At 60.2% G+C, this 24,257-nt stretch carries 40 protein-coding genes; 20 read left to right on the top strand and 20 right to left on the bottom strand.

Annotated elements, in window-relative coordinates; all coding sequences use genetic code 11:
* The first annotated feature begins 110 nt into the window (after positions 1–110).
* Genes JDW18_RS21160 through JDW18_RS21145 form a run of 4 tightly spaced genes read left to right on the top strand, consistent with a single transcriptional unit; the run spans position 111 to position 2,206 of the window.
* Positions 111–605, top strand: coding sequence for a type IV pilin protein (locus tag JDW18_RS21160; RefSeq protein ID WP_246610161.1), 495 nt, complete (start codon positions 111–113; stop codon positions 603–605).
* Positions 593–1,204 (top strand): GspH/FimT family pseudopilin, encoded by a 612-nt coding sequence (locus tag JDW18_RS22895; RefSeq protein ID WP_425514756.1) that lies wholly within the window; start codon positions 593–595, stop codon positions 1,202–1,204. Before JDW18_RS21160 ends, JDW18_RS22895 begins: the two co-directional genes overlap by 13 nt.
* Positions 1,205–1,211: 7 nt before the next feature.
* The gene (pilV, locus tag JDW18_RS21150; RefSeq protein WP_218241560.1) at positions 1,212–1,631 is read left to right on the top strand and encodes a type IV pilus modification protein PilV; all 420 of its coding nucleotides are present in this window, start codon (positions 1,212–1,214) and stop codon (positions 1,629–1,631) included.
* 5 nt (positions 1,632–1,636) lie between these two features.
* Positions 1,637–2,206 (top strand): PilW family protein, encoded by a 570-nt coding sequence (locus JDW18_RS21145; protein ID WP_218241559.1) that lies wholly within the window; start codon positions 1,637–1,639, stop codon positions 2,204–2,206.
* A gap of 136 nt (positions 2,207–2,342) precedes the next feature.
* Here the strand turns inward: JDW18_RS21145 and JDW18_RS21140 are convergent, their stop codons facing one another.
* The 19 genes from JDW18_RS21140 to JDW18_RS21050 all read right to left on the bottom strand — a co-directional run bounded on the left by JDW18_RS21140 (position 2,343) and on the right by JDW18_RS21050 (position 12,440).
* A complete protein-coding gene (locus JDW18_RS21140) occupies positions 2,343–2,717 on the bottom strand; it encodes a Mor transcription activator family protein (RefSeq protein WP_218241558.1) in 375 nt (124 codons plus the stop codon).
* Positions 2,718–2,729: 12 nt separating this feature from the next.
* A complete protein-coding gene (locus JDW18_RS21135) occupies positions 2,730–3,377 on the bottom strand; it encodes a gp16 family protein (RefSeq protein ID WP_218241557.1) in 648 nt (215 codons plus the stop codon).
* Between the two features lie 78 nt (positions 3,378–3,455).
* The gene (locus tag JDW18_RS21130) at positions 3,456–3,728 is read right to left on the bottom strand and encodes an HU family DNA-binding protein (RefSeq protein ID WP_218241556.1); all 273 of its coding nucleotides are present in this window, start codon (positions 3,726–3,728) and stop codon (positions 3,456–3,458) included.
* Between the two features lie 58 nt (positions 3,729–3,786).
* Entirely contained in the window at positions 3,787–3,954 is a 168-nt protein-coding gene (locus JDW18_RS21125) for a hypothetical protein (RefSeq protein ID WP_218241555.1), read from the bottom strand.
* Positions 3,941–4,225 (bottom strand): hypothetical protein, encoded by a 285-nt coding sequence (locus JDW18_RS21120; RefSeq protein WP_218241554.1) that lies wholly within the window; start codon positions 4,223–4,225, stop codon positions 3,941–3,943. Before JDW18_RS21120 ends, JDW18_RS21125 begins: the two co-directional genes overlap by 14 nt.
* A gap of 1 nt (position 4,226) precedes the next feature.
* On the bottom strand, positions 4,227–4,406 hold the full coding sequence (locus tag JDW18_RS21115; protein ID WP_218241553.1) for a hypothetical protein: 180 nt from the start codon (positions 4,404–4,406) through the stop codon (positions 4,227–4,229).
* Complete coding sequence (locus JDW18_RS21110) at positions 4,403–4,693, bottom strand: host nuclease inhibitor protein (protein ID WP_246610158.1); 291 nt, start codon at positions 4,691–4,693, stop codon at positions 4,403–4,405. Before JDW18_RS21110 ends, JDW18_RS21115 begins: the two co-directional genes overlap by 4 nt.
* A 140-nt stretch (positions 4,694–4,833) precedes the next feature.
* The gene (locus tag JDW18_RS21105) at positions 4,834–5,487 is read right to left on the bottom strand and encodes a DUF3164 family protein (protein ID WP_218241551.1); all 654 of its coding nucleotides are present in this window, start codon (positions 5,485–5,487) and stop codon (positions 4,834–4,836) included.
* A 14-nt stretch (positions 5,488–5,501) separates the two neighbouring features.
* Positions 5,502–5,735 (bottom strand): hypothetical protein, encoded by a 234-nt coding sequence (locus tag JDW18_RS21100; protein WP_218241550.1) that lies wholly within the window; start codon positions 5,733–5,735, stop codon positions 5,502–5,504.
* Positions 5,725–6,342, bottom strand: a complete 618-nt coding sequence (locus tag JDW18_RS21095) for a hypothetical protein (RefSeq protein ID WP_218241549.1) — start codon at positions 6,340–6,342, stop codon at positions 5,725–5,727. Before JDW18_RS21095 ends, JDW18_RS21100 begins: the two co-directional genes overlap by 11 nt.
* Positions 6,339–6,584, bottom strand: a complete 246-nt coding sequence (locus tag JDW18_RS21090; protein ID WP_218241548.1) for a hypothetical protein — start codon at positions 6,582–6,584, stop codon at positions 6,339–6,341. The genes JDW18_RS21095 and JDW18_RS21090 overlap by 4 nt, the downstream gene beginning before the upstream one ends.
* Positions 6,581–6,784, bottom strand: a complete 204-nt coding sequence (locus tag JDW18_RS21085; protein ID WP_218241547.1) for a hypothetical protein — start codon at positions 6,782–6,784, stop codon at positions 6,581–6,583. Before JDW18_RS21085 ends, JDW18_RS21090 begins: the two co-directional genes overlap by 4 nt.
* On the bottom strand, positions 6,777–7,199 hold the full coding sequence (locus JDW18_RS21080; RefSeq protein WP_218241546.1) for a hypothetical protein: 423 nt from the start codon (positions 7,197–7,199) through the stop codon (positions 6,777–6,779). Before JDW18_RS21080 ends, JDW18_RS21085 begins: the two co-directional genes overlap by 8 nt.
* Positions 7,192–8,508, bottom strand: a complete 1,317-nt coding sequence (locus JDW18_RS21075; RefSeq protein WP_218241545.1) for an ExeA family protein — start codon at positions 8,506–8,508, stop codon at positions 7,192–7,194. Before JDW18_RS21075 ends, JDW18_RS21080 begins: the two co-directional genes overlap by 8 nt.
* 10 nt (positions 8,509–8,518) lie before the next feature.
* Positions 8,519–10,306, bottom strand: coding sequence for a helix-turn-helix domain-containing protein (locus tag JDW18_RS21070; RefSeq protein ID WP_218241544.1), 1,788 nt, complete (start codon positions 10,304–10,306; stop codon positions 8,519–8,521).
* Between the two features lie 21 nt (positions 10,307–10,327).
* Complete coding sequence (locus JDW18_RS21065) at positions 10,328–11,323, bottom strand: hypothetical protein (protein ID WP_218241543.1); 996 nt, start codon at positions 11,321–11,323, stop codon at positions 10,328–10,330.
* Positions 11,324–11,350: 27 nt separating this feature from the next.
* Complete coding sequence (locus JDW18_RS21060) at positions 11,351–11,656, bottom strand: IclR family transcriptional regulator (protein ID WP_218241542.1); 306 nt, start codon at positions 11,654–11,656, stop codon at positions 11,351–11,353.
* A complete protein-coding gene (locus JDW18_RS21055; RefSeq protein ID WP_218241541.1) occupies positions 11,653–11,964 on the bottom strand; it encodes a hypothetical protein in 312 nt (103 codons plus the stop codon). Before JDW18_RS21055 ends, JDW18_RS21060 begins: the two co-directional genes overlap by 4 nt.
* Entirely contained in the window at positions 11,961–12,440 is a 480-nt protein-coding gene (locus JDW18_RS21050; RefSeq protein ID WP_218241540.1) for a hypothetical protein, read from the bottom strand. The genes JDW18_RS21055 and JDW18_RS21050 overlap by 4 nt, the downstream gene beginning before the upstream one ends.
* Before the next feature lie 96 nt (positions 12,441–12,536).
* On the opposite strand from JDW18_RS21050, the gene JDW18_RS21045 reads away from it, so the two are divergent.
* The gene (locus JDW18_RS21045) at positions 12,537–12,869 is read left to right on the top strand and encodes a hypothetical protein (RefSeq protein WP_218241539.1); all 333 of its coding nucleotides are present in this window, start codon (positions 12,537–12,539) and stop codon (positions 12,867–12,869) included.
* A gap of 51 nt (positions 12,870–12,920) precedes the next feature.
* Here the strand turns inward: JDW18_RS21045 and JDW18_RS21040 are convergent, their stop codons facing one another.
* Positions 12,921–13,166 carry a DNA-binding protein gene (locus JDW18_RS21040; protein ID WP_218241538.1) on the bottom strand — a complete coding sequence of 82 codons (246 nt, stop codon included), beginning with the start codon at positions 13,164–13,166 and terminating at the stop codon, positions 12,921–12,923.
* A 160-nt stretch (positions 13,167–13,326) separates the two neighbouring features.
* On the opposite strand from JDW18_RS21040, the gene JDW18_RS21035 reads away from it, so the two are divergent.
* The 15 genes from JDW18_RS21035 to JDW18_RS20965 all read left to right on the top strand — a co-directional run bounded on the left by JDW18_RS21035 (position 13,327) and on the right by JDW18_RS20965 (position 24,235).
* On the top strand, positions 13,327–13,800 hold the full coding sequence (locus JDW18_RS21035) for a helix-turn-helix domain-containing protein (protein WP_218241537.1): 474 nt from the start codon (positions 13,327–13,329) through the stop codon (positions 13,798–13,800).
* An 84-nt stretch (positions 13,801–13,884) separates the two neighbouring features.
* A complete protein-coding gene (locus JDW18_RS21030; RefSeq protein ID WP_218241536.1) occupies positions 13,885–14,280 on the top strand; it encodes a hypothetical protein in 396 nt (131 codons plus the stop codon).
* 16 nt (positions 14,281–14,296) lie between these two features.
* Entirely contained in the window at positions 14,297–14,680 is a 384-nt protein-coding gene (locus tag JDW18_RS21025; protein ID WP_218241535.1) for a hypothetical protein, read from the top strand.
* 106 nt (positions 14,681–14,786) lie between these two features.
* A complete protein-coding gene (locus JDW18_RS21020) occupies positions 14,787–15,227 on the top strand; it encodes a putative holin (RefSeq protein WP_218241534.1) in 441 nt (146 codons plus the stop codon).
* Positions 15,228–15,230: 3 nt separating this feature from the next.
* A complete protein-coding gene (locus JDW18_RS21015; protein ID WP_218241533.1) occupies positions 15,231–15,854 on the top strand; it encodes a transglycosylase SLT domain-containing protein in 624 nt (207 codons plus the stop codon).
* The gene (locus JDW18_RS21010; RefSeq protein WP_218241532.1) at positions 15,851–16,267 is read left to right on the top strand and encodes a hypothetical protein; all 417 of its coding nucleotides are present in this window, start codon (positions 15,851–15,853) and stop codon (positions 16,265–16,267) included. The genes JDW18_RS21015 and JDW18_RS21010 overlap by 4 nt, the downstream gene beginning before the upstream one ends.
* A 105-nt stretch (positions 16,268–16,372) precedes the next feature.
* Positions 16,373–16,591: a TraR/DksA family transcriptional regulator gene (locus JDW18_RS21005; protein WP_218241531.1), complete on the top strand. Its 219-nt coding sequence runs from the start codon at positions 16,373–16,375 to the stop codon at positions 16,589–16,591.
* The gene (locus JDW18_RS21000; protein ID WP_246610156.1) at positions 16,588–16,929 is read left to right on the top strand and encodes a hypothetical protein; all 342 of its coding nucleotides are present in this window, start codon (positions 16,588–16,590) and stop codon (positions 16,927–16,929) included. Before JDW18_RS21005 ends, JDW18_RS21000 begins: the two co-directional genes overlap by 4 nt.
* Complete coding sequence (locus JDW18_RS20995) at positions 16,919–17,233, top strand: hypothetical protein (RefSeq protein WP_218241530.1); 315 nt, start codon at positions 16,919–16,921, stop codon at positions 17,231–17,233. The genes JDW18_RS21000 and JDW18_RS20995 overlap by 11 nt, the downstream gene beginning before the upstream one ends.
* Positions 17,234–17,236: 3 nt before the next feature.
* The gene (locus JDW18_RS20990; RefSeq protein WP_218241529.1) at positions 17,237–17,821 is read left to right on the top strand and encodes a phage protein Gp27 family protein; all 585 of its coding nucleotides are present in this window, start codon (positions 17,237–17,239) and stop codon (positions 17,819–17,821) included.
* A complete protein-coding gene (locus tag JDW18_RS20985; RefSeq protein ID WP_218241528.1) occupies positions 17,821–19,359 on the top strand; it encodes a terminase large subunit domain-containing protein in 1,539 nt (512 codons plus the stop codon). Before JDW18_RS20990 ends, JDW18_RS20985 begins: the two co-directional genes overlap by 1 nt.
* 166 nt (positions 19,360–19,525) lie before the next feature.
* Positions 19,526–21,127, top strand: coding sequence for a DUF935 domain-containing protein (locus JDW18_RS20980; RefSeq protein ID WP_218241527.1), 1,602 nt, complete (start codon positions 19,526–19,528; stop codon positions 21,125–21,127).
* Positions 21,120–22,367, top strand: a complete 1,248-nt coding sequence (locus JDW18_RS20975; RefSeq protein WP_218241526.1) for a PBECR2 nuclease fold domain-containing protein — start codon at positions 21,120–21,122, stop codon at positions 22,365–22,367. Before JDW18_RS20980 ends, JDW18_RS20975 begins: the two co-directional genes overlap by 8 nt.
* A 110-nt stretch (positions 22,368–22,477) precedes the next feature.
* The gene (locus JDW18_RS20970) at positions 22,478–23,029 is read left to right on the top strand and encodes a phage virion morphogenesis protein (protein WP_218241525.1); all 552 of its coding nucleotides are present in this window, start codon (positions 22,478–22,480) and stop codon (positions 23,027–23,029) included.
* Positions 23,030–23,089: 60 nt separating this feature from the next.
* Entirely contained in the window at positions 23,090–24,235 is a 1,146-nt protein-coding gene (locus tag JDW18_RS20965) for a phage protease (RefSeq protein WP_246610154.1), read from the top strand.
* Positions 24,236–24,257: the final 22 nt, after the last annotated feature.

The raw sequence follows: 24,257 nt of genomic DNA, 5'->3' as shown, positions 1-24,257 counted from the left end.
TGAGCGCTTTGACGCCTCGCAGATACGGCTGCCAAGGGTGTCTCCTGACTTCTTTGTGCAGCAGGAGTGGCAACTGATCCTATGTCAGTACCTGCTTTGAGCTGATTGCCTTGACAGATAGGCGCATCGGCGATCTGTCCTATCTGGTGGCTATGAAGAATATGCGGAAACGGGTGCGTGGTTTCACGCTGATTGAAGTGATGGTTGTTGTGGCCATCATTGGAATACTGGCTTCAGTGGTCTATCCCAGCTATCAAGATTACGTCTTGCGCAGCAGAATTTCCGAAGCAGCCGGGGCCATGGAAGGTCTGCGTACTGATATGGAGCGCTTCTATCAGGACAACCGGACCTACGCTGGAGCTTCGGCCCCTTGTGCAAGTACGCGCTCTATTGAAGCCTTCAATCTCAACTGCACAGGCACACGCGACAACAAGACCTATACCGTTCAGGCTGTGGGCAAAGGGATTGCCAGCGGCTTTACATATACCGTCAATCAACTCAACGAGCGTTTTACGACGACAGTTCGCAGCGGCGCCGGCTACAGCACCTGTACGACGAGCAGCAATGGCTGGATGCTTAAAAAGGGTCAGCAATGCCCGCAGTGATGCGGGACCTGCCACAGGTCAGGGCGCGTGGGTTCACGTTGATCGAGCTGATGGTCACCGTGGCGGTGATGGCGGTATTGGCTGCTGTGGCCATGCCGTCCTTTTCTACTTTTATGGCGGAGAACCGGGCCAAAAGCAAGGCCGCGCAGCTTGCAGCAGCTGTGCAGACTGCGCAGTTCGAGGCATCTCGTCGTAATCGAGAGGTGCTTTTCACATTCACTTCCAGCATCAAGCCTTCTGCTTCTTTGGCGGGAGACTCCAGTGGCAAAAGCTGGGCCAGCGCTGCTTTGCCACTGGCTGGTAGTGACAGCGATAAGCCCGAAATCATTTCCGTCGGTGGTTTTACAGAAAACAGCGCCGATGTGGAGGTGGCGGCAAGCTCGGCAGGCCTTTGTTTCCTGCCCGATGGCTCGCTAAAGGTGAATTCTTCCACCGGGGTCAGTGGTGCGAGCTGTGCCGTGAACTCCACGAACGGAGCCAACGTCAAGCTGTATGCCTCGCGCGGTGGCAAGGTCTGGCGAGTCAGCATCAGCCCCATGGGCAAGATTTCCACCTGCGTGGGGGTCGAGGACTCCAGCGGTACTTTCTCCTGTTCCTGAGATGAGCATGGCAAGCAAACCTTTTCACTCCAGTCAGGGCTTCGCATTGATCGAGGTTCTGGTTTCTCTTTTGATCTTTTCGCTGGGCGTTGTCGGTTTGATGGGGGTGCAGGTGCGTGCTCTGCAAGCCAGCACGGATGCTCAGGATCGTTCTCAGGCGGCAATGCTGGCGCAGAGCCTGGCCAGCGAGATGTGGGTGATCAAAAGCACGTCACTGGGAGACAGCGCCGTGTCTGCATGGAAAGAGCAGATCAAGAGCATTTTGCCCAATGGAGAGGGTGAAGTGACGCAGAACACCGCCGGGGTTGATGCCACGATCACTGTCAAGTGGATGGCGCCGACCCGCAAGGTGGCTGACAAGACATCGGATCAATCCGGTGGTGAAGCCAAAAGCCAGTTCATAACCCAGGTGGTGATTCCGCAATGAGCCGCATGCACAACAGACAGCGTGGCATGACGCTGGTCGAGCTGATGGTGGCTTTGACGGTCGGCCTGTTTCTGGCGCTGGGCATTACCGGGGTCATTGTTCAATCCTTGCGCCAGCAAAGTATCACCGGTTCTGTCAACGCGCGTGACCAAGCTGTAACAGCCGCCTTGTCGCAGCTCGATCACTATGTGCGCAGTGCGGGCTCAGGCTTTTCCAATGGCTGGAAGCTGGGCTTTTTTGGTTGCCATCTTCAGGCCGCGAAGGATGGGGTAGTGCTGCTGCCTGCAACGCTGGCAGCTCCCTTTGATCACGTCACGGCTCTGGCGGCTCCGGTGATGGCGCCGCTGATCGTTGAGGCCGGGGTGGGGGCCAATGGCTCCGATGTGCTGTTTGTCATGGGCGGAAACGGTGCCTATTCCAATGTGCCGCGTCTTGTGAGCCAAGCAGCAGGCAATACGCTGAATTTTGAGAATGTCATTGGCCTGGCAAGCAAGGATGTTCTGGTGGTTGCCGCAGAGGGCAAGCAGGACTGCTATCTCTCGCAAATTGATTCGGTGCAGGCAGGCAGTGGCTGAACGAAGGTGAGATAAAGGTAGTGTATGTGGCGCGATAAATCGGGATTTTCGGGGACGCTTGTGGATATATCGAAATGCGCCTTTGAAACTCACTTACACCAGTTGAAACAAGAACAAGGCCCCAGACTTTGGGGCCTTAGTCGTTGAAAAGGTCCCGACTGCGCTTGTCGGCGGCCTCTTTGATGCGTTGCTGCACTCGTTTGATGATTCGACGCAACGTGCGCTCGTGGACTCCATGTTTCTGGGCCAGCTCGGCGTAGTTGTTGCCGGTGAACTCACGATAGATCTGGTCGTCCAGTTGGCTGAGCTTCCAGTGGTAGTCCTTGGGGATGATGAGGGTCTGGCCGCCCCAGTGGTCGGTCAGTCGATCTGTCATGTCGCTGGCGATGAGGTCGGCCTCTGCTGCAGATACGTGCTGGCCAAGGTGCGAGCGCGCCCAGTCCATGAAGTCCGTCAGAAACTGGTTTCTGCGGACTGCCATGTTGGAGTCACGATCAACGTAGGTGGCCATAAAGATCAGAGTTCAGCTTGGGAATTTGCGCCCTGCAGCGGTGCGCAGATTCTCCCATGCTTCCCAGAGAACATCAAACCCTTCGCCTTCCATTTGCCGCTTAAATGCGTGAGCGGCACAATCAAGCTCCACGGGGCTCAGCAGCCCGTTGTTATACCGATCCCGCACTTCGATGTTGAGCGCGGCCACTGCACCTGGCAGAAAGCGCATAGCCCATTTTTTAAGGGTCTCAATGACCACTTCGACGCGGGCTTTGAACATCTGACGATTGCCAGAAGCAACAAGGCGCATTCCGCGCATCCACTGCAGGTCTTCGACCTTGGCAATGCGCTTCACATACGCCGTCAACGCCGCTTCTGACGGGTCGCGCACAGCGCCCAGCTCGTGCAGGAAGAGCCACAGGGCACGCACCTTGCTGGCGTCGATGCCTGTGGCCTGCTTGCGGTCTGTGCTGGTCTTGCGAACCTTGAAGCCCTGGGCTTTCAGGTAGTCCAGCACCTTCTTCATGCCGTCGATGGGCATGGCAGACAGCGACTCATTGCCGCCTTGGGCGAACAGGATGGCTCGATAGTTGGTCTCGTCCAGGTTCAGGTCGCGGCGGGCTACGTGGATCAGCTTGATCAGGCCGTTTCGGTACTCTTTGGAGGGCTTTGTGGTCATGTCTTGGGGTCCTTGGGGCAAAGAAAAGGCCCCCAGCGGGCTGCGCGCCTGCGTGGGGGCCTGTTGCATGGGTTGGCCTTAGTTCAGGGCTTCTTTCAGGGCCTTGCCAGCGGTGAATTTGGGCACCTTGGCGGCCTTGATCTTGATTTCTTCACCGGTACGGGGGTTGCGGCCGGTACGCGCAGCGCGCTTGCCCACGCTAAAGGTGCCAAAGCCAATCAGTGCCACGCTGTCGCCCTTTTTGAGGGTCTTCTTGATGGTGTCAATCGTTGCGTTCACGGCTTTTTCGGCTGCTGCCTTGGAGATATCGGCGTCTTGTGCAATGCGTTCGATCAATTCGGTCTTGTTCATGGTTCACTTTCGATAGTTAAGGGATTTGCCCGGTTTGAGGCACCGGGCGGCCTAGTGATCAGTGGACTTGCTGGATTTCTTCGGCCATCTTGCGAGTGGCTGCAATCCAGGCATCCTTCGTCTCTCTGGGGAGATCGCTCCAGGCGGCCAAACGGGCTGCGCCGTCTGTAATGGCCGCAAGGAAGGTGTCGTAGGCCTCGTGGGCGATGGTTTCAAAGCTCTTCATCGTCTTCGTCCTTATCTTCTTCTGGGGTAACAACAGACACGGAGAACGGCAGCTTTACAAAATGGGCGATTCCAGCCTCCATGCCCATCGAAAAGATCATTGCTTCGCGCTTCGTAAGCTGGACTTCTATTTCTTTGCCTGAGCCGTCGATGACTTTGATGGTGTTGCCTTCTTTGGAGGCGGCTTGGATGTCCCGCGCCGAATCCAGCCGTGCCTCGTGCCATTCTTGAACGCGCTCCACAAATTGGAGTAATTGGGATTTCTCGGTCATCTCAGTCTTCCTTCAAATCGGTTGCGGTTTTCTTTGCCTGGTCGGCCAGTTCCACCAGAGTGTTGACACAGAACTGGTCCATGTCTTCCCACTGCTCAGCCATCGCCATGAGCTGCTTTTGCATAGTCTTGAGGCGGCGGGCGTGCTGGGCAGCCAGTTGCTTCTTGGTGGGTGTGCTCATGTCACCTCCTTGGCAAAAACCACGCCATCGCGGGGCTTGCGTTTGTTGATCTGCTTCAGCCATTGGCTGAGGGCTTCCAGGCCTTCAGCCTGGTCTGCAGCTTCTGGAACGCCAGGTACCAGCAGCTTGCCTTTGCTCTCGCCATAGCCATGGCGCGCATACACGCTGACTTGGCCGTTGATTGCGAAATGAGGACCGCGAGCGATCTCAATGGCATTGGAGCTGGGCAGCTCAGCACCGATTTCGATCAGGCCCGAGGCCCAGCACCAGGCGATCTGGGGCGTCATGTCGTAGAAGCTTTGGCAGCCGCATTTGGGACATGTTGACTCCTTTGCATTAGCGAACCTTTTGCTGGGCACATCAATCCGGTCGGCACCAGTGTGCTGATGACGGCAGCGGCAGCACTTCATGAGTGTGTTCAATGTGCTCATACTGATGCGATGTCCAGAGGAATGGCTACGTGCGGACCTGCTTCACCCTTGCGAACATAGAGGCGGATATAGGTGGAGGTGCCGCTCACATGGATGCTGTCGCGGATGGCCTGCTGCGCTTGCTTCCAGTCCGGGTCGTCGATATCGGTGCGCAGAAAGTCCAGCACGTCGTTTTTTTTCAGATTGCCGTTGCGGTTCTTGGCGAAGGCACGGCCAGCGATGGCGCGCAGGTTCTGGATGCCCGCTGCACTATCGGCGGTGACAGCTGTCGCGCTCCAGCGATCCAGGCAGCGTTCAATCAAAGCCTTGGCAGACTCAATTTCTTCAGTAAAGGTGATGACATCAGCTACAGAGCGCACGAGCTTGATAGAGCCGTCGTAGGTTGCAATGGTCACGCCCCCTTTTTCGCCCCCCAACCCAACGCCGTACTTGTCGCCAGAAATGCGGATGATGTCGTTGACGTCTGCAAAGGTTTCGGCCTTGAGTGCCTTCATCTTCTCGTGCAGCTCCATCCACTTGGCAGCTACGCGGCGGGCTACTTCGTCGCGCAACAGGTCCTGCTCACGGATGGAGGCGATAGGCACCAGGTGGCCCAGAGCGTTCTTCTTGTAGCCCTCGGGAATGGTTTCGGGAATATTTTGTTGGGACATTTGTCGTTGCTCCTTCAATGAATATGGATAGCGCCGGTCGTGGATGTCGCCTCTGCCGCGAGCAGGTTGCCCACTGAAATCAGGTGGCTCGCAGCCATGGCCATCAATGCCGGGTTTGCTTTGGCAAAGCTGCAGAACGCAATCGCCAGAGCGTTCAGAGTCGTCTCTAAGGGAATGGTCTCCGGGTCGCAGAGCATCACCAGTTGGTATGCCAGCTGCGCTGTCTGCTCTTGCTTTTCATTCAGCACGGGGGCCTCCTTTCCCTGTGATTTCTGCAATGCGCTTGCGGATTTCGTTGCTGGGCTTGACTGCCTGGCTGCTGCGCTGCTCCATATCGGCCAGCGCTGGGTCTTGGTTGCCAAGGGCCGCGCCGATGCTGGTTAGGCCGCCATTGATTTGCAGGGGACCGCGCTGGGGCGTGTTGCGGCGGTCCTGCTCGGTTTGGACTTCAGCCTTGGCGGCGGCCTTGTTGGACTGGTCGCGGATCGTGCTGTAGAGATAGCCGTGGCCGGTCAGTGGAAGCGACAGCTTCCCGTCATCGGCCACCGCAAACACACGGTCAAACGCCATGTCCCACAGTCCTTTGGGGGCCTGAAAGTCCAACCCGCCCACGGTGATGGCACCGCGCTCAAGGTCGGGCAGCAGCTGCTCAATCAGCTTGAGCTGCTTGTCCTGCGTCAGGCGGGTCTTGGGCGGCGTGAACAGCGTCAGGTAGCGCAGCACTCGCACACCCAAGGGGATGCTCAGCACCGCCAGGCGGTTGAAGGTGCGCTGCGCTTCCTCGCTGATGAAAAGCTGGGCAATGCTCAGCTCGGTGCGGCACACGGGGCAAGCCATGGATGGCTCTTTGCTCATCTAATCACCCCCATACCCTGCAGCTCAAACTGCACATAACCGGCCAATGCGCCCACACAGGCTGCGACGGCGCACATCGCAGCAGCGATCAGCACAAAGTTGCCGATGCTGTCCGATGGGGCATCACCGAGGCAGGCATTAAGCACGCCGCGAATAATCTGGCCACCGCGTATCAGTCGGGCTTTGATGCCCGATTTGCGGTAGCACTGGACGGCACCAGGCTCAAAGAAATAGCGCTTCATGCAGACACCTCCTCTTGGACTCGGCGGGCAACTCGGTTGGGCAAGGACTTGCCGTTGAAGCGGTACCAGTCCACCGTGGCCTCAAGATCGGCCGTGGCCGAGTCGGTGCGAAAGGCGCGCTGCAGCATGCGGGCGCGGCGCTTGATCCAAGCCAGGCGCAAGGCCTTGTATGCGGCCATGGACACGACTTTTTTAGGCATGGGCACCTCCCACTTTGCGGACGCCAGATACCAAAGAACCATCCGACAGCACCACATCACGGCCCGCTACCAAGGTTCGACCGATGCGAGCCAGTACTCGAAATCCGCAGCGAGTGGGATTGGCCGAAATGACGATTTTTTCGGCGTCCCACTGATCGACGTCCCATGCCATACCAGCCTGAGTGCCACGGCCGCTGCACTCATACGAGTCCACAACCAGCTCCAGGCGGCCGTCGCGTGGGCCGATGCTGAAGTAGTAGTCCTTTGCTTTCAGACAATCCAAGTCCAAGAGGGAGGAGTAGTCCAGCATGCAAATACCGAAAGCCTCGCCAGGAACAGCTGAGCCGTCAGCGCGCTTGGTTGTCCAGCGGCGCAGCGCTGCGGCCTCATGCGCAACAATCTGGGCGTTATGCATCGCCACCTCCCATGAGAGCCGCCTGGACCAGTGCCGCATTCACCTTGGGCTCACCAATACTCACTGCCTGGTTCATGGCGCGGGTCAGCAAGTTATTGATGGCCAGCGGGTAGCACAGGGACTGATCGCGTGTCTGCTTACGGCCGCCAAAGGTCTCGGTCACATTGCGGCGCAGTACCGAGCGGATGGCGTCCACCGCGTCAGCCTCCAGCACTGCCGAGGCCTCCATGCCTACGCGCTTGAACTTGTGCGCAAGGTACTCGCCCACGTTGTTGTCCAGCGGGGGCAATGTCACCAGCTCGCAGCGCTGCACCACCTCGCGCACCTCGGGGTTCTTTTCGCTGAGCTTGCGTGCCAGCTCAGGCTGACCAATCAGGATGATGGACAGCACCTTCTTGAACCCATCCTCCAGCTCGTAGAAGCGCTTCATGGCTTTCAGGGTGGGGGTAGCCAGGTCGTGGGCCTCTTCAATGATCAGCACATGCTTGTTGCCCAGGCGTGCGCTCTCACGCAGGATGGTGTGCATCTGTTCAGTGCGGCGTTCATGGCTCAGACGGGGTGCCTCGCTGGGGGCAAGGGCACGAATGACCACCGCAGTGATGTCGCTGGCCAGCAGCGGGCGACCACCCTTGTTGGATGCGCTCATGCCCACCACATAAGGCTCAATGACCGTGATGCTTTCATCGTTGGCGTTGATCCAGGCCTGCAGGTCCTTGCGGATCGTGCTCTTACCGCTGCCGGATTCGCCAGTAACTGCCAGCATGCCGCCATGCTGGGCCGTCTGACGCACGGCGCTGCGTACATAGCGGATGTCATCGCTGACAAACACGTCATCGGCACCGCTCATCTCGTTCACAAACGGGTCCCGTAGAATCCGAAAGTGCTGGCGTGCTTCCTGGGTAAGTCGTTGATGTCGTAACAGCGTCATAAGGTCCTCTTGCTCTTGGTTGGCCTGCTGGCCGGGGGAATAAGGGGCAACAGCAGCGTTGCCGCGCTTCTGTTGCTCACCTCCGTTTTTGGCTCCGTACACACGGGGTCCATACACACGGTCAAATGCCCGTGCAATCTGTGCCTCACTGGCATCGTTCTGAACCAGGTACTCCACGATCTTGGGGATCAGGTCTTCCTTCTTCTGGTTGCGGCCCCTGGGCCATTGGTCGTAGTTGCAGATCAGGCTGACCGTGCCGGTAGAGATACCGCCTATGTAGGTACGCAGGTGGCGGGTCAAACCGCTCTGGGTCACATTCAGCTCGGTCAGCACACCCTTCAGATGGAGCTGCAGCTGGTTGGTCTCAGGCTGGCGATACATCTATTCCTCCTTAGACAGCGCGCAGGCCACCGGCAGCTCGGATGGGCTGCTCCTGGTCGGCTTGGGCCGGGTTCTTGAACTGGTCGATCAGCGCCTGCAGCTGGTCTTCAGGCACTCCGTCCTTGAAGCGGCTGCGCATGAACTGGTTTTCATCGCTGGTCAGGTTGCGGCCCAGCTCGGCGCGGATGCGCAGCATCACGGTCACCGCGTTGAGCAGCTCAGGCGCAGCAGGCTGCGCGTGGGCCGGGGTGGCGATATCGACGCCTGGGCGCTGCAGATAGCTCGGCTGCTCCACTTCCTGCAGGTAGCTGTGCGCCTTGATCTCCCCACCAAAGGGCGTGACTTTTTTCTGGCGTGCCTGGTCGGCGTCCTGTCCGGGAAAGGCCAGCTCGTCCATCGCCTTGCCCGCCTTCATGGCCGGGGTGTCGGCGTGGGACTTCATCTCATCGCCAAACACCGCCGCAGACAGCGGGCTGCCAAACTCGTCAAACTCCTGCTCAGGCTCCACGCGGTACACCAGAGGCTCACCATCAAAGCGGGGCAGCTCGATCTGGATGGCCAGCTCGCCATAAACCAAGGGGCGCACCGCGACCATGTCGCCCACGTTCACGCCGTCCATGCCCTTGAGGCTGTACGTCATCGCGCGCTCGCCCTTGGGGTGGCGGTAGGAAACGCGCTGGTGGCCGTCCACCTTGCGCTCCACTTCCTTGCCGGTCATCAGCGCCTGGCACACCTCCACCGGGGGCAGCAGACGCAACTGCTCGGGCTTGATCAGCTGCCACAGGTCATAGCGGGCCACAGGTGTGGTCAGGCCGGTGCGGCGCAGGCGTGTGTCCTGAGCTGGGATCAGGTTGGCGTTATAAGCCTCACTCCAAGCAGTGGCGGCGCGGTTCAGACCGTCCACATCGTCCACCGGTTCAAAGCGCAGACGGCATTCAAACTGGGTTTCAACAATGTTGTTTCCGCCTTCCACGCCGCCCTTGGCGCGGGCATTGCCGGCCTCATGGGTGCGGCTCTCGCACTCCAGGCTGCGCAGCAGGCACTGGATGGCCGTGGCCACGTTGGCGCTGCCCTTGTCCCAATACAAGTACTTGGGCACGCCGTGGAACAAACGGCCGTCCTGCTTGCCCCAGGCATGCATCAGGAAGCTGAACATATTGGCCTGGCTCTCGCCTGCAGCCTCGCAGTACCAGACCTGAATCGCGCCGCTGGCCATGTCCCACAGCACATAGCGCCAGACCTTGAACTTCACCTTCGCAAAGTTCTCCAGCTTGTTCTTGTAGAACTCGCGGTCCTCCATGATCTGCTGGCGGCCGTTCAGGTAGTACACCAGGCACAGGCTGGGGTCCACCTGGTGCACATGGTTGGGGTGCAGTGCACGCATCTGCTGGGCAGGCGCGGCCTGCTGCTGGGCTTCCACGTTCAGTCCACGGTCACGCATCAGGCGGTTCAGCTGGGCATTGCTTACGCCCACTTCCAGGCCGTTGGCCTGCAGCACGCTGCGCGCCACCGGGGTCTTCATGGTCTGCTTGCCGTTGTCGCGCACGCTCTCGCGCTGCATCGTTGCCAGGGTCATCAGCGCATCGCTATCCACGCTGGTGCTGCCCTTGTCAGAGCGGCACTTGCGGCCGCTCTCCCAGCCCGCTACCGCCTTGAGGTGGCGGTAGATGGTCTGCTTGCTCATGCCCAAAAACTGGGCCGCTTCGTCCACCAGCAAACCTGCGCCGCCGTGGGGAGCGGCAACCAGCTTGCGTGCCAGCTCCCGCAGGTAGTCGCAGATTTCAGGGGTGAGCGCCATGGTGTCCATCTCCTCCATGACTTACTCAGTCTCAACCAGAGTTGAGGTCTGCATCTGATGAATCGTGACGCCCTCAAGCTCATGGCCGAAGGTGGTGCCGATCAGGTGCTGCAGGCCGCCCACGCTGGAGGCAATGCGGTTCACATTGCCGTTCAGTTTCTGCACCAAGGCCAGCACTTCTACAGGCATTTCCACGCGATCACCGGGCTCATAGCCAGGCTGTTTTGCCACGTATTCCATATACCAGGTGTCCAGTGCCTTGATCTGCTGGTCCATCACCAGCAGCGCGTCCATGGCGGCTTCCTGCTGCAGATTCACCGTTTTGCTGAAATCAGCCACGCGTTCTTCCAGGCTGCGGGTTTGAGGGCCACCAGAGCGCAGTGCCTTCTCTGCCTTGTCGGCGCGCTGTTCTTCACGCTCGTACTTCTCACCAATGACCTGGTTGTCCACCTTGAGCTGTTCAATCTCCTTGGCGGTTGCCTCTTTTTCCTTGGCATGGCGGGCAGCCAGCTCTTGCAGCAGGTCCAGCACTTCATCGCGGCTCTGGGCCTCTTCAACGGCGCGGCGCATCAGCTCTTGATCGGGGGCTGGTAGAGCTTTGATGGCGTTGTAGTCGATCTGCCTAAGACCAAGCTGTTCCGCTTGATTGAAGGTTTCTTGACCAAGAATGTCTCGATTGCCTTGTATCTGAGACAAACGACGCGCAGAGAAACCGAATCGCTCAGTGCAAAAGGCCTCCAGACTTGGAAATATTTCGCCGGATTTGTTTTTCAGGAGCTTCCAAGCCTTTGATTTCTTTACATTCTCGAAAGACGAGAGGAGAAGTCCATCGGAAATATTTCCAATAAAGGCGGCTGTTTCCATCTGACCAAGACGACGCCCAAGGTCCATCAGTTCGGCTTTTTCATGCTCATGAATTGCAGCCAAGTCCTGCGCCTTCTCAATATTGGCCACCGCGTTCTTGTCCAAGACCACATCGGTCACGGGTTCCTGCGTTTTTGTTGCTGTACGGGACATAAGTCATCTCTCCTTGTTTTTGGGTGATCAGTAGGAAGTCATGGAATGGCGGCGGTCATCCAGGCGGCGCTGTGCCTTGTCGAATGAGTCCGCTACCTGAAACGTCAGGCGGGTGAACTTGGCCGTGGGGTAAAAGCGCTCGGTCTCTTCGCTCTTGCGGCACCAGCCAAAGGCAATCAGGGTCTGCGTGGCGCGGGTGATGGCCACCGCGCTCAGGCGGCAGGCTTCAGCCAGGTCTTTGTTGGTAGCGCCGTTCTCTGCAAAGCCGCACAGAATCTCCATCACCAGCAGCACGGGCTGGGCACTCTTGGTGGTTGCGGGTGTGCTGCTCATCGCATCACCCCCGTGCCTACATCAGCCAGCAAAGCCTTCACGCCCTGGCCCCAGGTCTTGCGCACCTCGGCCACGCCTTGCTCCAGCTGCACGCGCTTGATCAGGCTGCGCAGCTCGCCGTTCTCCATCACGCCAAAGTGCACAGTCTTGGCCTCAACGTGCGGGCGGTGGCTGCCGCAGCAACGGGCCAGTGGTGCGTAGCTGGTCATGGCAGCGGTACGGGCACGCATCTGGGGGGACTGGCTCTTGATCAAGGCGCCAGTCAGGGCCACGCGCACTGCGCCCAGGGGAATCGTCTTGGTGCTCATGCTTCAAACTCCAGCTGGGGGGCGATGTACTGGCCCACGTTGTGGTGCTGAAAGGCCACCTGCTCCAGGTGGCGCTGCAGCAGCTCCAGCAGCTCGGCGGTGTCCACCTTGCTGGGGTCGGCGTAGAACGCGGCCAGCTTTTCCATGGCAGTGGAGCAGTCGGTGGTGATTTGCATCAGCTCGGCCTGGTTGGCTTTGCTGCCCTTGGGCATGGCAATCACCATTCGGCCAGCAGACGCTGCCAGCCACTCGCTCACAAAGTGCGCGCCGCACACCATCTCGAAAGTGGGGATCAGGCGGGTAGGCATGCTGCCCTTGCTCAGCCAGCCATACAGGCTGTCCTCTGTCACGTCGCCCATCAGCTCGGCAATGCGGGCTACAGACAGCTGGCGCTTTTCCAGGGCGAAGTCCTTGCAGGCACGCATGGCATCGCGCAAGTTGTTAGCGCGAAAGCGTTTCCAGTTACGCACGGGCATTGGAAGTCCTCCCCAGAACCTTGTTCAAAACAAAAATCTGCATGGAAATGCGGCGCGCATTGACACTGGCCACCAGCAACAACCTGGAGCGAACCAATGGGCGAAAACGTCGAGACTTCCCTGCTTGAGAAGCTGGTAGAGCGCGCAGTGCAAAAGCAGCTGCAGCCGCTGCAAGACCAGCTGTGGGCACACCACTGGGTGCTGACAGAGCTAGTGCGGCAAATGCCTCGCCAGGCAGTGCTGGACACTGCGCACCGTCTTGACCAACTGGCAGTGGCCGAGGGCCGCAAACAAAGGGCCGAGTCGATGGCTGTGTGGGGTGACTGGCACCATTACCTGTGCCAGCTATCAGGCGCAGTAGACGGTGATGAGCCTCCACCACTGATCCCTGGGCAGCCAGTGCCTGTACGCCAGCGATATCAAGATTGAGGGCCTGGCAGTGGGCAAGCCATACTGGGCTCAGGCTGTAGCGAGGCTGCTTCATGCCGCTGCGCCTTGCAGAGCCATAGGCGAGACGCGAGCGGGACGGGTAGTCACCACGCCTTCTTTCATGCCCAGCAGGACTGCAATGTTGTGGCTCTCACCACGGTGGCACTTCTTCTTGCCGGCCAGGATCTCGCGGACCAGGCTGTCGCTCTTTTTATGATCGCGTGCCCACTGGGCAATCGTGATGCCTTGGTAATCAAGCCATGCGCGGGCTTCAGCGGCGGTGCGTAGCTTCTTCATGTCAAAATGTGTCGGTTGATGTGAATGGGTGCAGTTGCTCTGTGGAGGGGCTTCTGCTTTTTTTGCCCTTAGTGCGGTGTAGTTAGGCCGCGCTAGGTTGGGTTAGGTGCGATTATGGGAAAGAAAACTTTCCTCCGCAATAGTTTTTGGGAAAATTTTTATGACTATTGGTGATCGCTTGCGGGAGGAGCGAACGCGGCTTGGGCTCAGTCAGCCCAAATTTGCAGAAATTGCCGGGACAACAAAGCAGACCTTGTTCTCCTGGGAAAGCAACAAAACAGCGCCCGATGCACACCAATTGGCATCGTTTGCGCTGAATGGGGTGGACGTTTTTTTCGTATTAACGGGGGAGCGACTGAGCGCTCAGCCTGCTGCAGATGCCAGTGAGCAGCTTCTGCTGGATAACTTCAGACGATGCAAGTTGGAGGCCAAGCAAAACCTGTTGCAGTCATCGGTGCTGTATGCGGCAGGCATGCCGCCAGCCTCTGCGCCAAAGCCTGTCACTGCACCAAAGACTCGGACGGCAGCAGGAAGCATGAACATGTCCAACCTAGGAAGCGGTAACGTCCAAATAGGCACTATCGGCGGGGACTACAACCCAGCGTCCAAACCTGCAAGAAAAAGAACCAAGTAGCCAAACAGCAAAGACTGAAAGGGAGACAGGGTGAAGTTGAGGGAGTTATTGCAATGGCTCAGCAAGCTATTGCCCAAGCAGAAGATGCAAGACCTGGGTGATGGGAACATCCAGGCAGGGCGTGTAGACGGGGACCTGAACAATCACCTGAGCACTACCAACCAGACGATCTACAACATTGTGGTTGTCAGCTCAGAGAGCGCATCCAACGAAGACGGAACGGTGCAAGCTCCAACGGAGTTGCAGCCCCCAAAGCTTGCTCCGACGGCTCAACCAAAGAAAGCTGCAGAGGCCACTACGGCCCAGCGTGAGTTGCTGCGCTTTATGGCTTCCAGCCCCGCCATTGAAGCCCGCGCAGAAGCTTTTATGCGGCGTGAGTTTGAAACCGACCGAGTTAAAAAGCTCAGTGACTTTGAATGCGTCCGGACGACAAAATATCTTGAAGCCTGCATTCAGCGGGCCACTGCACAACGCGCCTAAGAGAGGGAACTACGCCATGAAGACAGCATTGCTGATTGCGGTAGCTTGCGTGTTTACAGGCTGCTCCAGTTCTGATTCGAGCCTGATCAATACCACCCAGGAGGCAGTTCGGGCAAAGCTCAAAGACCCGGATTCAGCCAAATTCGGTGAAGCATTCATCGTGCCAAAGGAAGAAGAGAGCACGAAATACACCAATGTACGCAGCGTTTGCGGGGATGTTGCTGCGAAAAACTCCTTTGGTGCTTATGACGGAAGACTTCGCTTTATGGGGTTGTACGGGAAACGGATCGGCGGCAGTGAAATGGAGTTGCTCGAATTGGAAATAGAGCCCGAACCGAATAGCAAGCTTTTCGAGGTCGTGCACTGGGAAGTTGACTGCATAAAAAAGCCCGCAGCCTGACCGTATCCAGCACATTTCCATAGTGACACCCGTCATAAGACCAAACCTTTCCTGACGTCCAGAGTGTGAGCTTTCAAACCCGAAAGCTCACACCTCTGAGGACGTCATGCCACCCACTGCTACTCAAAGCCCCCGCAAGTCCAAGCTGCCGCGCCTGACCAGCTGGTGGCTGATTGCCCTGGTCCTGTCCCTGGCCGTCTTTCTGATCGCGCCACAGCAGCTGCCGGTCAGCATCTACAAGCTCAATCTCATCGCGCTGGCCGCCGTGGCTGGCTACTGGATTGACCGCAAGGTCTTCCCCTATGCGCGCCCTCAATCGTCGGCGCTGAGCTGGCTGCAGGCCGACTATGAGGTGGAGCTATCTGCCGAAGAGATTGAGCGTGGCTATGTGCTGACCGATGACGGCCGCAAGATTCCGGTGGACTGTCTGGCAGAAGCTCTGTGCGGCCCCATCGACCCAACCCCGCTGTATTTCATGCTGGGCTGCATGCTGCGCCGTGCGCTCATCATGTCTGCCGCCATCCTTGCCATCAGCCTGGGCGGTTGAATCATGCGCAGCCGTTACCTTCGCGCAACCATCTTGGTTGGGGCGGCACTGCTCTCGGCTTCGCTGGCCTACTGCAGCAAAGCCCAGGCACAGGTGCCCGCAGCCGCCCAGCAGCACCGCACGCTGCTGGTACGCACAGCCAATGCCACATGGGGCTTGGGTGCCCCGGTGGCCGTATTTGCCGCCCAGGTGCACCAAGAGTCAGCCTGGAAGCCCGAGGCCGTCAGCGGCGTGGGTGCCCGTGGCTTGGCGCAGTTCATGCCGTCCACGGCCAGCTGGTGGTGCGAGCTGAACAAGCTGGCACCTTCGGTCTGCCAGCCCCACAACACCGCCTGGGCGCTGCGCGCCTTGGTGGGCTACGACAAGTACCTCTACGACCGCACGCCCACCCGCTACAGCGAGTACGACCGCATGTGGGTGGCCTTGCGTGGCTACAACGGCGGGCTTGGCCATTGGCAACGTGAAGCGGCGGTTTCCGGGGCCGCTCAGCCCACACGGCAGCAAGTGGATGCGGCCTGCGGCAAAGCCCGCCGCGCGGCCGTCCACTGCCGTGAAAACCTCGGCTACCCCCAGCGCATCCTGGTCGACCTGCAGCCGCGCTATCTGAGCTGGGGGCCGGGTCTATGAGCCGCGCCGCCATTGCCCTGTCGCTGCTGCTGGCCTGTCTGGTCGGCGCAGCTGGCGGCGTGCTGTGGGGTCAGCACAGCGAGCGTCAAGCCCAGCAAGCCGACCAGAACTCCAAGGCCCTGCAGCAGCTCACCAGCACGCTGACCGCCAGCGCAGACCTAGCCAAGCGCAGCACCGAGGCCAGCCAGGCCATCCGCAAGGCCACAGCCAGCCTGCAGCTGGCCCAAGCCCAGAACATCAAGGACTTCCGTCATGAATTGCAAAGCACGGCCACTGATCGCGTTGGCTGCGTGTTTCCTGCTGGCGTCATGCGCAGCATCAGCGCCGCCCGTGACAGCGCTGCCACAGCAGCAGCCCACGGAGTCGTCGACACCGTGCCCGCAGCCACCGGAGGCCCCGCCGATGACCGGTGAAGTAGACCCCGTGGCCGTGGCCCTGGTGCAGATGTATGGCCTATATGCCGTGTGTGCTGGCCGCGTGGTCGAGCACATCAAGTGGCACGAATCGGAGGCCCTGCGTTGACTGATTTTTACGACCGCGCCGCCGCCCGAGAGGCTGAGATTTTGAGCGATGCCTTGGCCGCACAGCAGCGCCGTGCCCGCAATGGCCTGGGTGCCGTGTCGGCCTTGGCATGCGAAGACTGCGGTGCATCCATCCCCGAGGCTCGCCGCCAGGCCATTCACGGCGTGCAGCGCTGCGTGGGATGCCAGACCGTGCAGGAAAGGCTTGCCCGATGAAGCTGGAGTTGGAATTGACCTGGCTGGTAGGCACGGCCGTCACGCTGCTGATCTTTGTGGCTGGCGTCGTGGGCGGCATCGTCAAGCTGCTGCTGGTCCAGGCGCAAAAGCACCAGGACGAGCGGTTCGACGCCATTGAGAACGCCCGCAAGACGGACACCACTGCCATCCACGAGCTGGAACGCAAATTTCTGGAGCACCAGGCCCAGCTGCCGCTGCAGTACGTCATGCGGCCCGACTACATCCGCAACCAGAGCGTGATCGAAGCCAAGCTCGACGCACTGGCTGAACGCACCTCAACCCTCATCGCCATGCAAAGGGGCAGAAATGCAAATTGATCAAGCCAAGATCCGCCGCGAGTCTCTGCGCTGGCTGATCATCCTCACCCTGAACAACGCTCGTCCTATGGGCGCGCAAGAGTCGCCCATTCTGGCCGTGGCTCAGTCCATCTATCCCGATGCCACAGCGCTGGAAATGCGCCGCGAGCTGGACTATCTAGAAGACCGCGAACTGGTCAAGATCACCAAGTCACCCAGCGGCCCTTGGTATGCCGAGCTGACCCGCTTTGGCGTGGACATTGCTGAGTACACGATTGATTGCGAGCCGGGTATTGCCCGACCCGCCAAGTACTGGGCGGGCTGAGCCATGGGCCGTAAAAGCTCCATCGACCGCATGACACCCGAGGTCAAGGCCTATATCCAGGCCATGCTGGCCACGGGCAGCCAGACGCTGGACGAGCTGATCGCAGACCTGCAGCAGCGCTTCCCCGCCGAAGCGACCGCCGGTGAGCTGCCTAGCCGCTCGGCTTTGCATCGCTACGGTGCCAAGCTGGACCGCCGCCTGGCGGCCATCCGTGCCAGCACTGAAGCAGCCAAGATCATCCAGGCGCACGCTGGCGACGATAAGGACGCTCGCAGCGAGGCACTGACGGCCATGGTGCAGACCGAGCTGTTTGAGGCCATTCTGGAGCTGCAGGAGGCCATCGAGGGCGAGGACGAGAAGGTGGACCCAGCCACCCGCGTGGAGCTGCTGTCCAAGGCCGCCAAGAACATCGCCACGCTGACCCGCTCCAGCGTCAACCTCAAGGAATTCCAGGCCAAGGTTGAAGAGCGCGCCCGCAAGCGCGCCTTTGAAGAAGCTGCAGCCACGGCAGAAAAATCGGCCAAGGCGCAAGGTTTGTCGGCAGGCGGTGTAGCCGCATTGCGCGCCGCCATCATGGGGGCTATGTGATGATCCAGGCCCCTTCTGAGCTGCAGAAGCCCGAGCCCACCGCGCTGAGCCAGGCCATCTTCATGGCCTACCAGGTCAAGTGGGTGGAAGACCAGTCTCCGGTCAAGATCATGGAGAAGTCACGCCGCATTGGCTTGAGCTACTCCGAAGCGGCCGACGATGTGCTCTATGCAGCCAGTGCCGAGGGGGCCAATGTCTACTACATCTCCTACAACAAGGAGATGACCCAAGGCTTTATTCAGGACTGCGCGAGCTGGGCCAAGGCCTTCAATGCAGCTGCAGGCCAGATTGAAGAGTCGGTGCTGCAGGAAGAGGACAAGCAAATCCTCTCCTACACCATCAACTTCGACAGCGGTCACAAGATTCAGGCCTTCACCAGCAACCCGCGCAACCTACGCTCCAAGGGACGCCCAGGCGAGCGCCTTGTGATTGATGAAGCCGCGTTTGTGGATGACATCAAGGAGCTGCTCAAGGCCGCCATGGCCATGACCATGTGGGGCGGGCAGATCCGCATCATCAGCACCCACAACGGCGAGGACAACCCGTTCAATGAGCTGATCAACGATGTGCGGGCTGGCCGCTACCCCTACAGCCTGCACCGCGTGGACTTTGACGATGCCCTGCGTGATGGCTTGTACCGCAAGATTTGCGCGGTCAACAACAAGCCTTGGACGCCCGAGGGCGAGGCCACCTGGCGCGAAGAGATCATTGCGCGCTATCGGCCCAACCAGGATGAGGAACTGTTCTGCGTCCCAGCCCAGGGCGGTGGTGCCTGGCTGACTCGCGTGCTGGTGGAAAGCCGCATGGTCGAAGCCCCGGTGATCCGATTCACGGGCACCAAGGATTTCAACCAGTCCAGCCCAGCGGTACGCCAGGTGCTGATGCAGGAGTGGATCGACACCGAGCTGAAGCCTCTGCTCAAGCGCCTGAACCCTGAGCTGCGCCATGCCCTGGGCATGGACTTTGCCCGCTCGGGGGACTTGTCCGTGATCGCGCCGGTGGAAGTGGCCAGCAATCTGCACGAGCGCGTGCCGTTCCTGGTCGAGCTCAAGAACGTGCCCTACAACCAGCAGCTGCAGGTGCTGTTCGCCATCTGCGATGTACTGCCGCGCTGCTCTGGCATCGTGATCGACAGCCGAGGCAATGGCAGCTACATCGGGGAAGCCGCAGAAGACCGCTATGGCTCCATCGTTCTCAAGCTGATGGCCACAGAGGCTTGGTACCGCGACAACATGCCCGGCTACAAGGCCGCGTTTGAAGACGGAACCATCACGCTGCCAAAGAACGACGGCCTGCTGCAGGACCACCGTGCCTTCAAGCTGGTGCGCGGCGTGGCTCGTATCCCAGACGGCAAAACCGATGGTGATAGCCACGGTGACCGCGCCATGGCCTGCGTCTATGCCCATGCGGCCGCCAAGCTGCAGATTGCTCCCATCGGCTACATCGAGGTACCAGGTCACGCCCGTGGCTTTGACAACCTGGCCAGCCAGGAACAGCAAGACCACGATTTCCGCATTCCTGAAGCCGAGGGCTGGTGATGCAAAACCGCCAAGCCTCAAAAACGCGATTTAAGCGATTTTTAGCCGGTGGACATGCAATGCCCCCGGTTTACTGCATTCGGGCCTTCGTAAACGCGCGTAAACGCCTTGCCGCTGGGTACGGGCTGCGCATGCCCAACTACAAAACACAAAGCGAGGTGCCGACATGGCAAAAAGCGTAATTCTGGGCGCTGACGGCAAGCCCATCGACATGGCCGTCGTGGACGAGCCCCAGACCTCCCGACTGGGCCATCTGCAGCGCGAGCTGCAGACCCACCCGACCCGAGGCCTCACGCCTTCCAAGCTGGCCACCATCCTGGACGCAGCCGAGCAAGGCGACCTCTCGGCCCAGTTCGACCTGTACGAAGACATGGAAGAAAAGGACGGCCACATTGCCAGCGAGATGGGCAAACGCCGCCGCGCCCTGATTCTGGACTGGGAGATCACTGCACCAGACAACGCCAGCGAGCAGGAAAAGCGCAACGCCGAGCAGCTGGGCGAGCTGGTGCAGTCCATCCCCGATTTTGAAGATGTGCTCTTTGACACGACGGACGCCATCGGAAAAGGCTTTGCATGCCTTGAAATCGAATGGCACCGGCCGGAGGGTCTGTGGCTGCCCAAGACCCTCACGCACCGCCCACAGAGCTGGTTCCAGCTGCACCGTGGTTACCGCCAGGAGCTGCGCCTGCGCACCAACACCACGGACGCCAACGGCATCCAAGGCACGGCGCTCAACCAGTTCGGCTGGATTACCCACGTTCACAAAGCCAAGAGCGGCTACCTGGAGCGCACTGCGCTGTTCCGCCAGCTCGTCTGGACCTACCTGTTCAAGAACTACAGCGTGGGCGACCTGGCCGAGTTTCTGGAGATCTACGGCATCCCCGTGCGTCTGGGCAAATACCCGCCCAATGCCAGCGAGCGCGAGAAAGCCACGCTGCTGCGCGCCCTGGTGGGCATTGGCCATAACGCAGCGGGCATCATCCCCGAGGGCATGCTGATCGACTTTAAAGACGCTGCCACTGGCGACCCCAAGGCTTTCGAGCTGATGATCAGCTGGTGCGAGCGCAACCAGTCCAAGGTCATCCTGGGCGGCACGCTGACCAGCGGGGCCGATGGCGCGGCCAGCACCAATGCGCTGGGCAATGTGCACAACGAAGTGCGCAAGGACCTGCGCGACGGCGATATCCGCCAGCTCAACAGCACGCTGACCCGTGACCTGGTCTATGCCATTGCGGCCATGAACGGGCTGGCACCAGACGGCATCAAGCGCTGCCCGCAATTTGGACTGATCACCGGCGAGACCGAAGACATCAAGGTTCTGTCCGAAGCTCTGCCCAAGCTGGTGGCCATTGGCGTGCAGGTGCCGCAGGATTGGGCCAACAACAAGCTGGGCATTCCCATGCCCCAGCCTGGTCAAGTGGTGCTGGGTGCGGCGCCGGTGCTGCAGCCCGCGCCACCAGCCCCAACAGGCAAGGCCGCGCTGACGGCTGTTCTGCCTGCGCCTGCAGAGGCCCCGCCGACGGCAGCAATGGCCCTTATTCCGCAAATGGCCAACACTATGGAAAAAGCCACAAGCCCCTGGTTTGAACAGATTCGCAAACTGGTGGAGTCTGCTGCCAGTCTGGAGAAAATCCGCGACGGACTAGAGCAGATCATCCCAAACATGACGCTGGACCAATATGCCCAGGCCATGGCTGATGCCATGGCGGCTGCGCAGTTGCTCGGACGTTATGAGGTGCTTCAGGAAGCCGGAGGTGCCAATGGCTAATGCGGCCTATGGCTCGCTGCCCTTCAAAGAGCAGGCCCAGTTCTTCCGGCGCAAGCTGAACCTGCCCACTGAGAGCTGGACGGACATTTACACCCACGAGCATGACTGGGCGTTTGTGGTGGCCGGTGCCAACCGGGACGCCATCGTCTCGGACTTCCGCACGGCGGTGGACAAGGCCATCGAGGGCGGCAGCACTCTGGAAGACTTTCGCAAGGACTTTGACCGCATCGTCGCAAAGCATGGCTGGGACTACAACGGCGGCCGCAACTGGCGCAGCAAAGTCATCTACGAAACCAACCTGGCCACCAGCTTTGCCGCTGGGCGCTGGGAGCAGCTGCAGAGCGCCCCGTACTGGCAGTACGAGCACAGCGACTGGGTGGAGCACCCACGGGTGCAGCATGTGGGCTTTGACGGCCTGGTGCTGGAACGCGACAACCCCTGGTGGAAGTATTACTTCCCGCCCAATGGCTGGGGCTGCCAGTGCAAGGTCAAAGGGCTGTGGCTGCGCGACTTGATGCGCCTGGGCAAAGACGGGCCAGACCCCACGCCAGAGATCAACTGGACCGATCACATCATTGGCCAGCGCAGCCCCAATGGCCCGCGCACCGTCACAGTGCCCGAGGGCATTGACCCCGGCTTTGAGTACGCACCAGGCAGTGCCAGGCTGCGCAGTGCCATACCGCCAGAGCGGCCAGGCGGCATTCGCCCCGGCGGCGCGGGGAGCGTGCACGGCCAAGGCCTGCCCAATACCTTGCCGCTGGGGCCTTTGCCTACCCCCCAGCCCATGCCTGCTTCGGCACTGATGCCGCAAGGCCTGCCGCCTGAGAGCTATGTCAAAGCATTTCTGGCTCCGTTCGGTGCCAGTCTGGAGCTGCCCGCCATCTTCAAGGATGTGCTGGGCGAGCGCCTGGTGGTGGGCAAAGAGCTGTTCACCACAGCCCAAGGCGAGTGGAAGGTGCTCAAGAACGGGCGCGAGCAGTTCCTGCAGCTGCTCGCCAAAGCGCTGCTGTCACCCGATGAAATCTGGGTTCGCCTGGAGTGGATCTACGCGCTGGAAAAAGCCGTGGTGCGCCGCCGCTATGTGGCGCAGTACTCGGTGGAAGGGCAAGAGGTTCCGGCCCTGGCTGTGTTCGAGCTGGGCGTGGACGGCTGGGCCGGTGTAACGGCGTTTCAAGCGGGCTCGCCCGAATACCTGGACAGCCTGCGTGTGGGGGTGCGCCTCTACCAACGCGAGGAATAGCCGCCAACAAAAAGGCCAGCATGCTGCAACACGCTGGCCCATCAGGCGGGGATCGGACGCCCTTGCAGGGGCTGCCCACCTGAGGGCCATTGTACGCAAAGGAGCCAAAAATGGCAGGAGCACATTTCAAGGTCGATACGGTCATCACCGGCCCAGACTCTCTGGCCCGCATGGATGAGGCCCTTGGCAACACGACGCCGCTGCTGTCCAAAATTGGCGAATACCTGAAGGGCGAAACTCGTCAGCGATTTGACTCTCACTCGGGCCCAGACGGCTCCGCCTGGAAACCGCTGCAGCCCCGCTACCAGCGCCGCAAAAAGCAGAACAAGGACAAGATACTGACATTGAGTGGCTACCTGCGAGGATGGATTCGCTGGCAGCCCGATGGCGACGATGCAGTCTTGGTCGGCACCAACGCCAAATATGGCGCTATCCACCAGTTTGGTGGCACCATTCAGCGGCCCGCCCGCCAGTCCACCGTTCACTTCGGAGCTGGCAAACACAAGCACCTGTTTGTGAAAAAGGGCAAGGCCAAGCGCAGCCAGCAGGTCAGCATCGGCGCGCACCAGGTCAACATCCCGGCGCGGCCCTATCTGGGCGTCAACGCAGCCGACCAGCAGCAGATTCACCTGCGAGTGCTGGACTGGTTGAACGGCCGGTGACAGTAAAGCTCTGACACCCGTCAGAATACGGCCCGCCGCCCGCTGCCGACCATGGCGGGCATGCCTTCCAAAACCGCTCGCCTCGCTGTACTGACCGCTGCCGCACTCACTGCCGCAGTGGCAGCCTGCACCTTTGGTCTGGGTGACATCAACACCCAGCAGCCCAATAGCAATGGGCGCTATCTGCTGCAGCTCACGCCAGCCCAGGACTTCACGCCCAGTGACGGCCGCCCCATGGATGTGCCTGCCTGGCGCATCAATGCGGCCATCGCCAGCCAGGTCATAAGCCGCTTCAACGCGGCCCAGCCGCCGGTTATCGACTACGAGCATCAGACGCTCTACAAAGAAACCAACGGTCAGCCTGCACCCGCTGCGGGCTGGATTCACGGTTTGCGCTGGGTTGAGGGCTCGGGCCTGTACGCCGAGGTTGAGCTGACGGCCCGCGCATTACAGGCCATTGCCTCGGGCGAGTACCGCTATTTCAGCCCCGTGTTTCTGTATGCGCCCGACACCGGTGAGGTGCTGCAAATCACCATGGGCGCGCTCACCAACAACCCCGCCATTCACGGCATGCAGGCACTCAACGCCATGCAGGCCGCTGCATCTGCGCAGTTTTCTGTCCCGCAAACCCATCCCACCGAGGAACCCATGAACCCAACGCTCAAAGCATTGCTGGCTGCTCTCGGCATGCCAGAAACCACCACCGAGCAGGCCGCGCTGACGGCTGTGCAAACCCACATGGCCATCGCGGATGCCGCCCGTACTGCGCTGGCGCTCAAGGCTGAAGACGGTGCCACGGCTGTCACTGCCGCCTGCAGTGCGCTGGTGGCCAAGACCCCGGACCCTGCCAAGTACGTGCCGGTCGATGCGCTCACCCAGTTGCAGGGCCAACTGGCTGCGCTAACAGCCCAGCAGCAGGCTGACCAGGTCGACAAGCTGATCCAGCCCGCACTGGCCGATGGCCGCTTGCTGCCTGCCATGGAGCCTTGGGCACGTGATCTGGGCAAAACCAATATGGCCGCACTGACCACCTTCCTGCAGACAGCCCAGCCCGTTGCCGCGCTGTCGGGTACCCAGACCGGCGGCAAGCCACCGGCTGGCACCCAGGCCACGGGTGCCCACGGCCTGAGCCAGGACGAACTGGCGGCCTGCAGCGCCATGGGCCTGAGCCCCGAAGACTTTGCCAAGACCAAGGCTGCGGCCTGAGCTGGCGCTATTCCTGACCCAC

Source organism: Comamonas fluminis, assembly GCF_019186805.1.
Classification (GTDB): Bacteria; Pseudomonadota; Gammaproteobacteria; order Burkholderiales; family Burkholderiaceae_C; genus Comamonas; species Comamonas fluminis.
The sequence above is the reverse complement of the archived record's forward strand: the minus strand, read 5'-3'. Positions and strand labels throughout refer to the sequence as shown.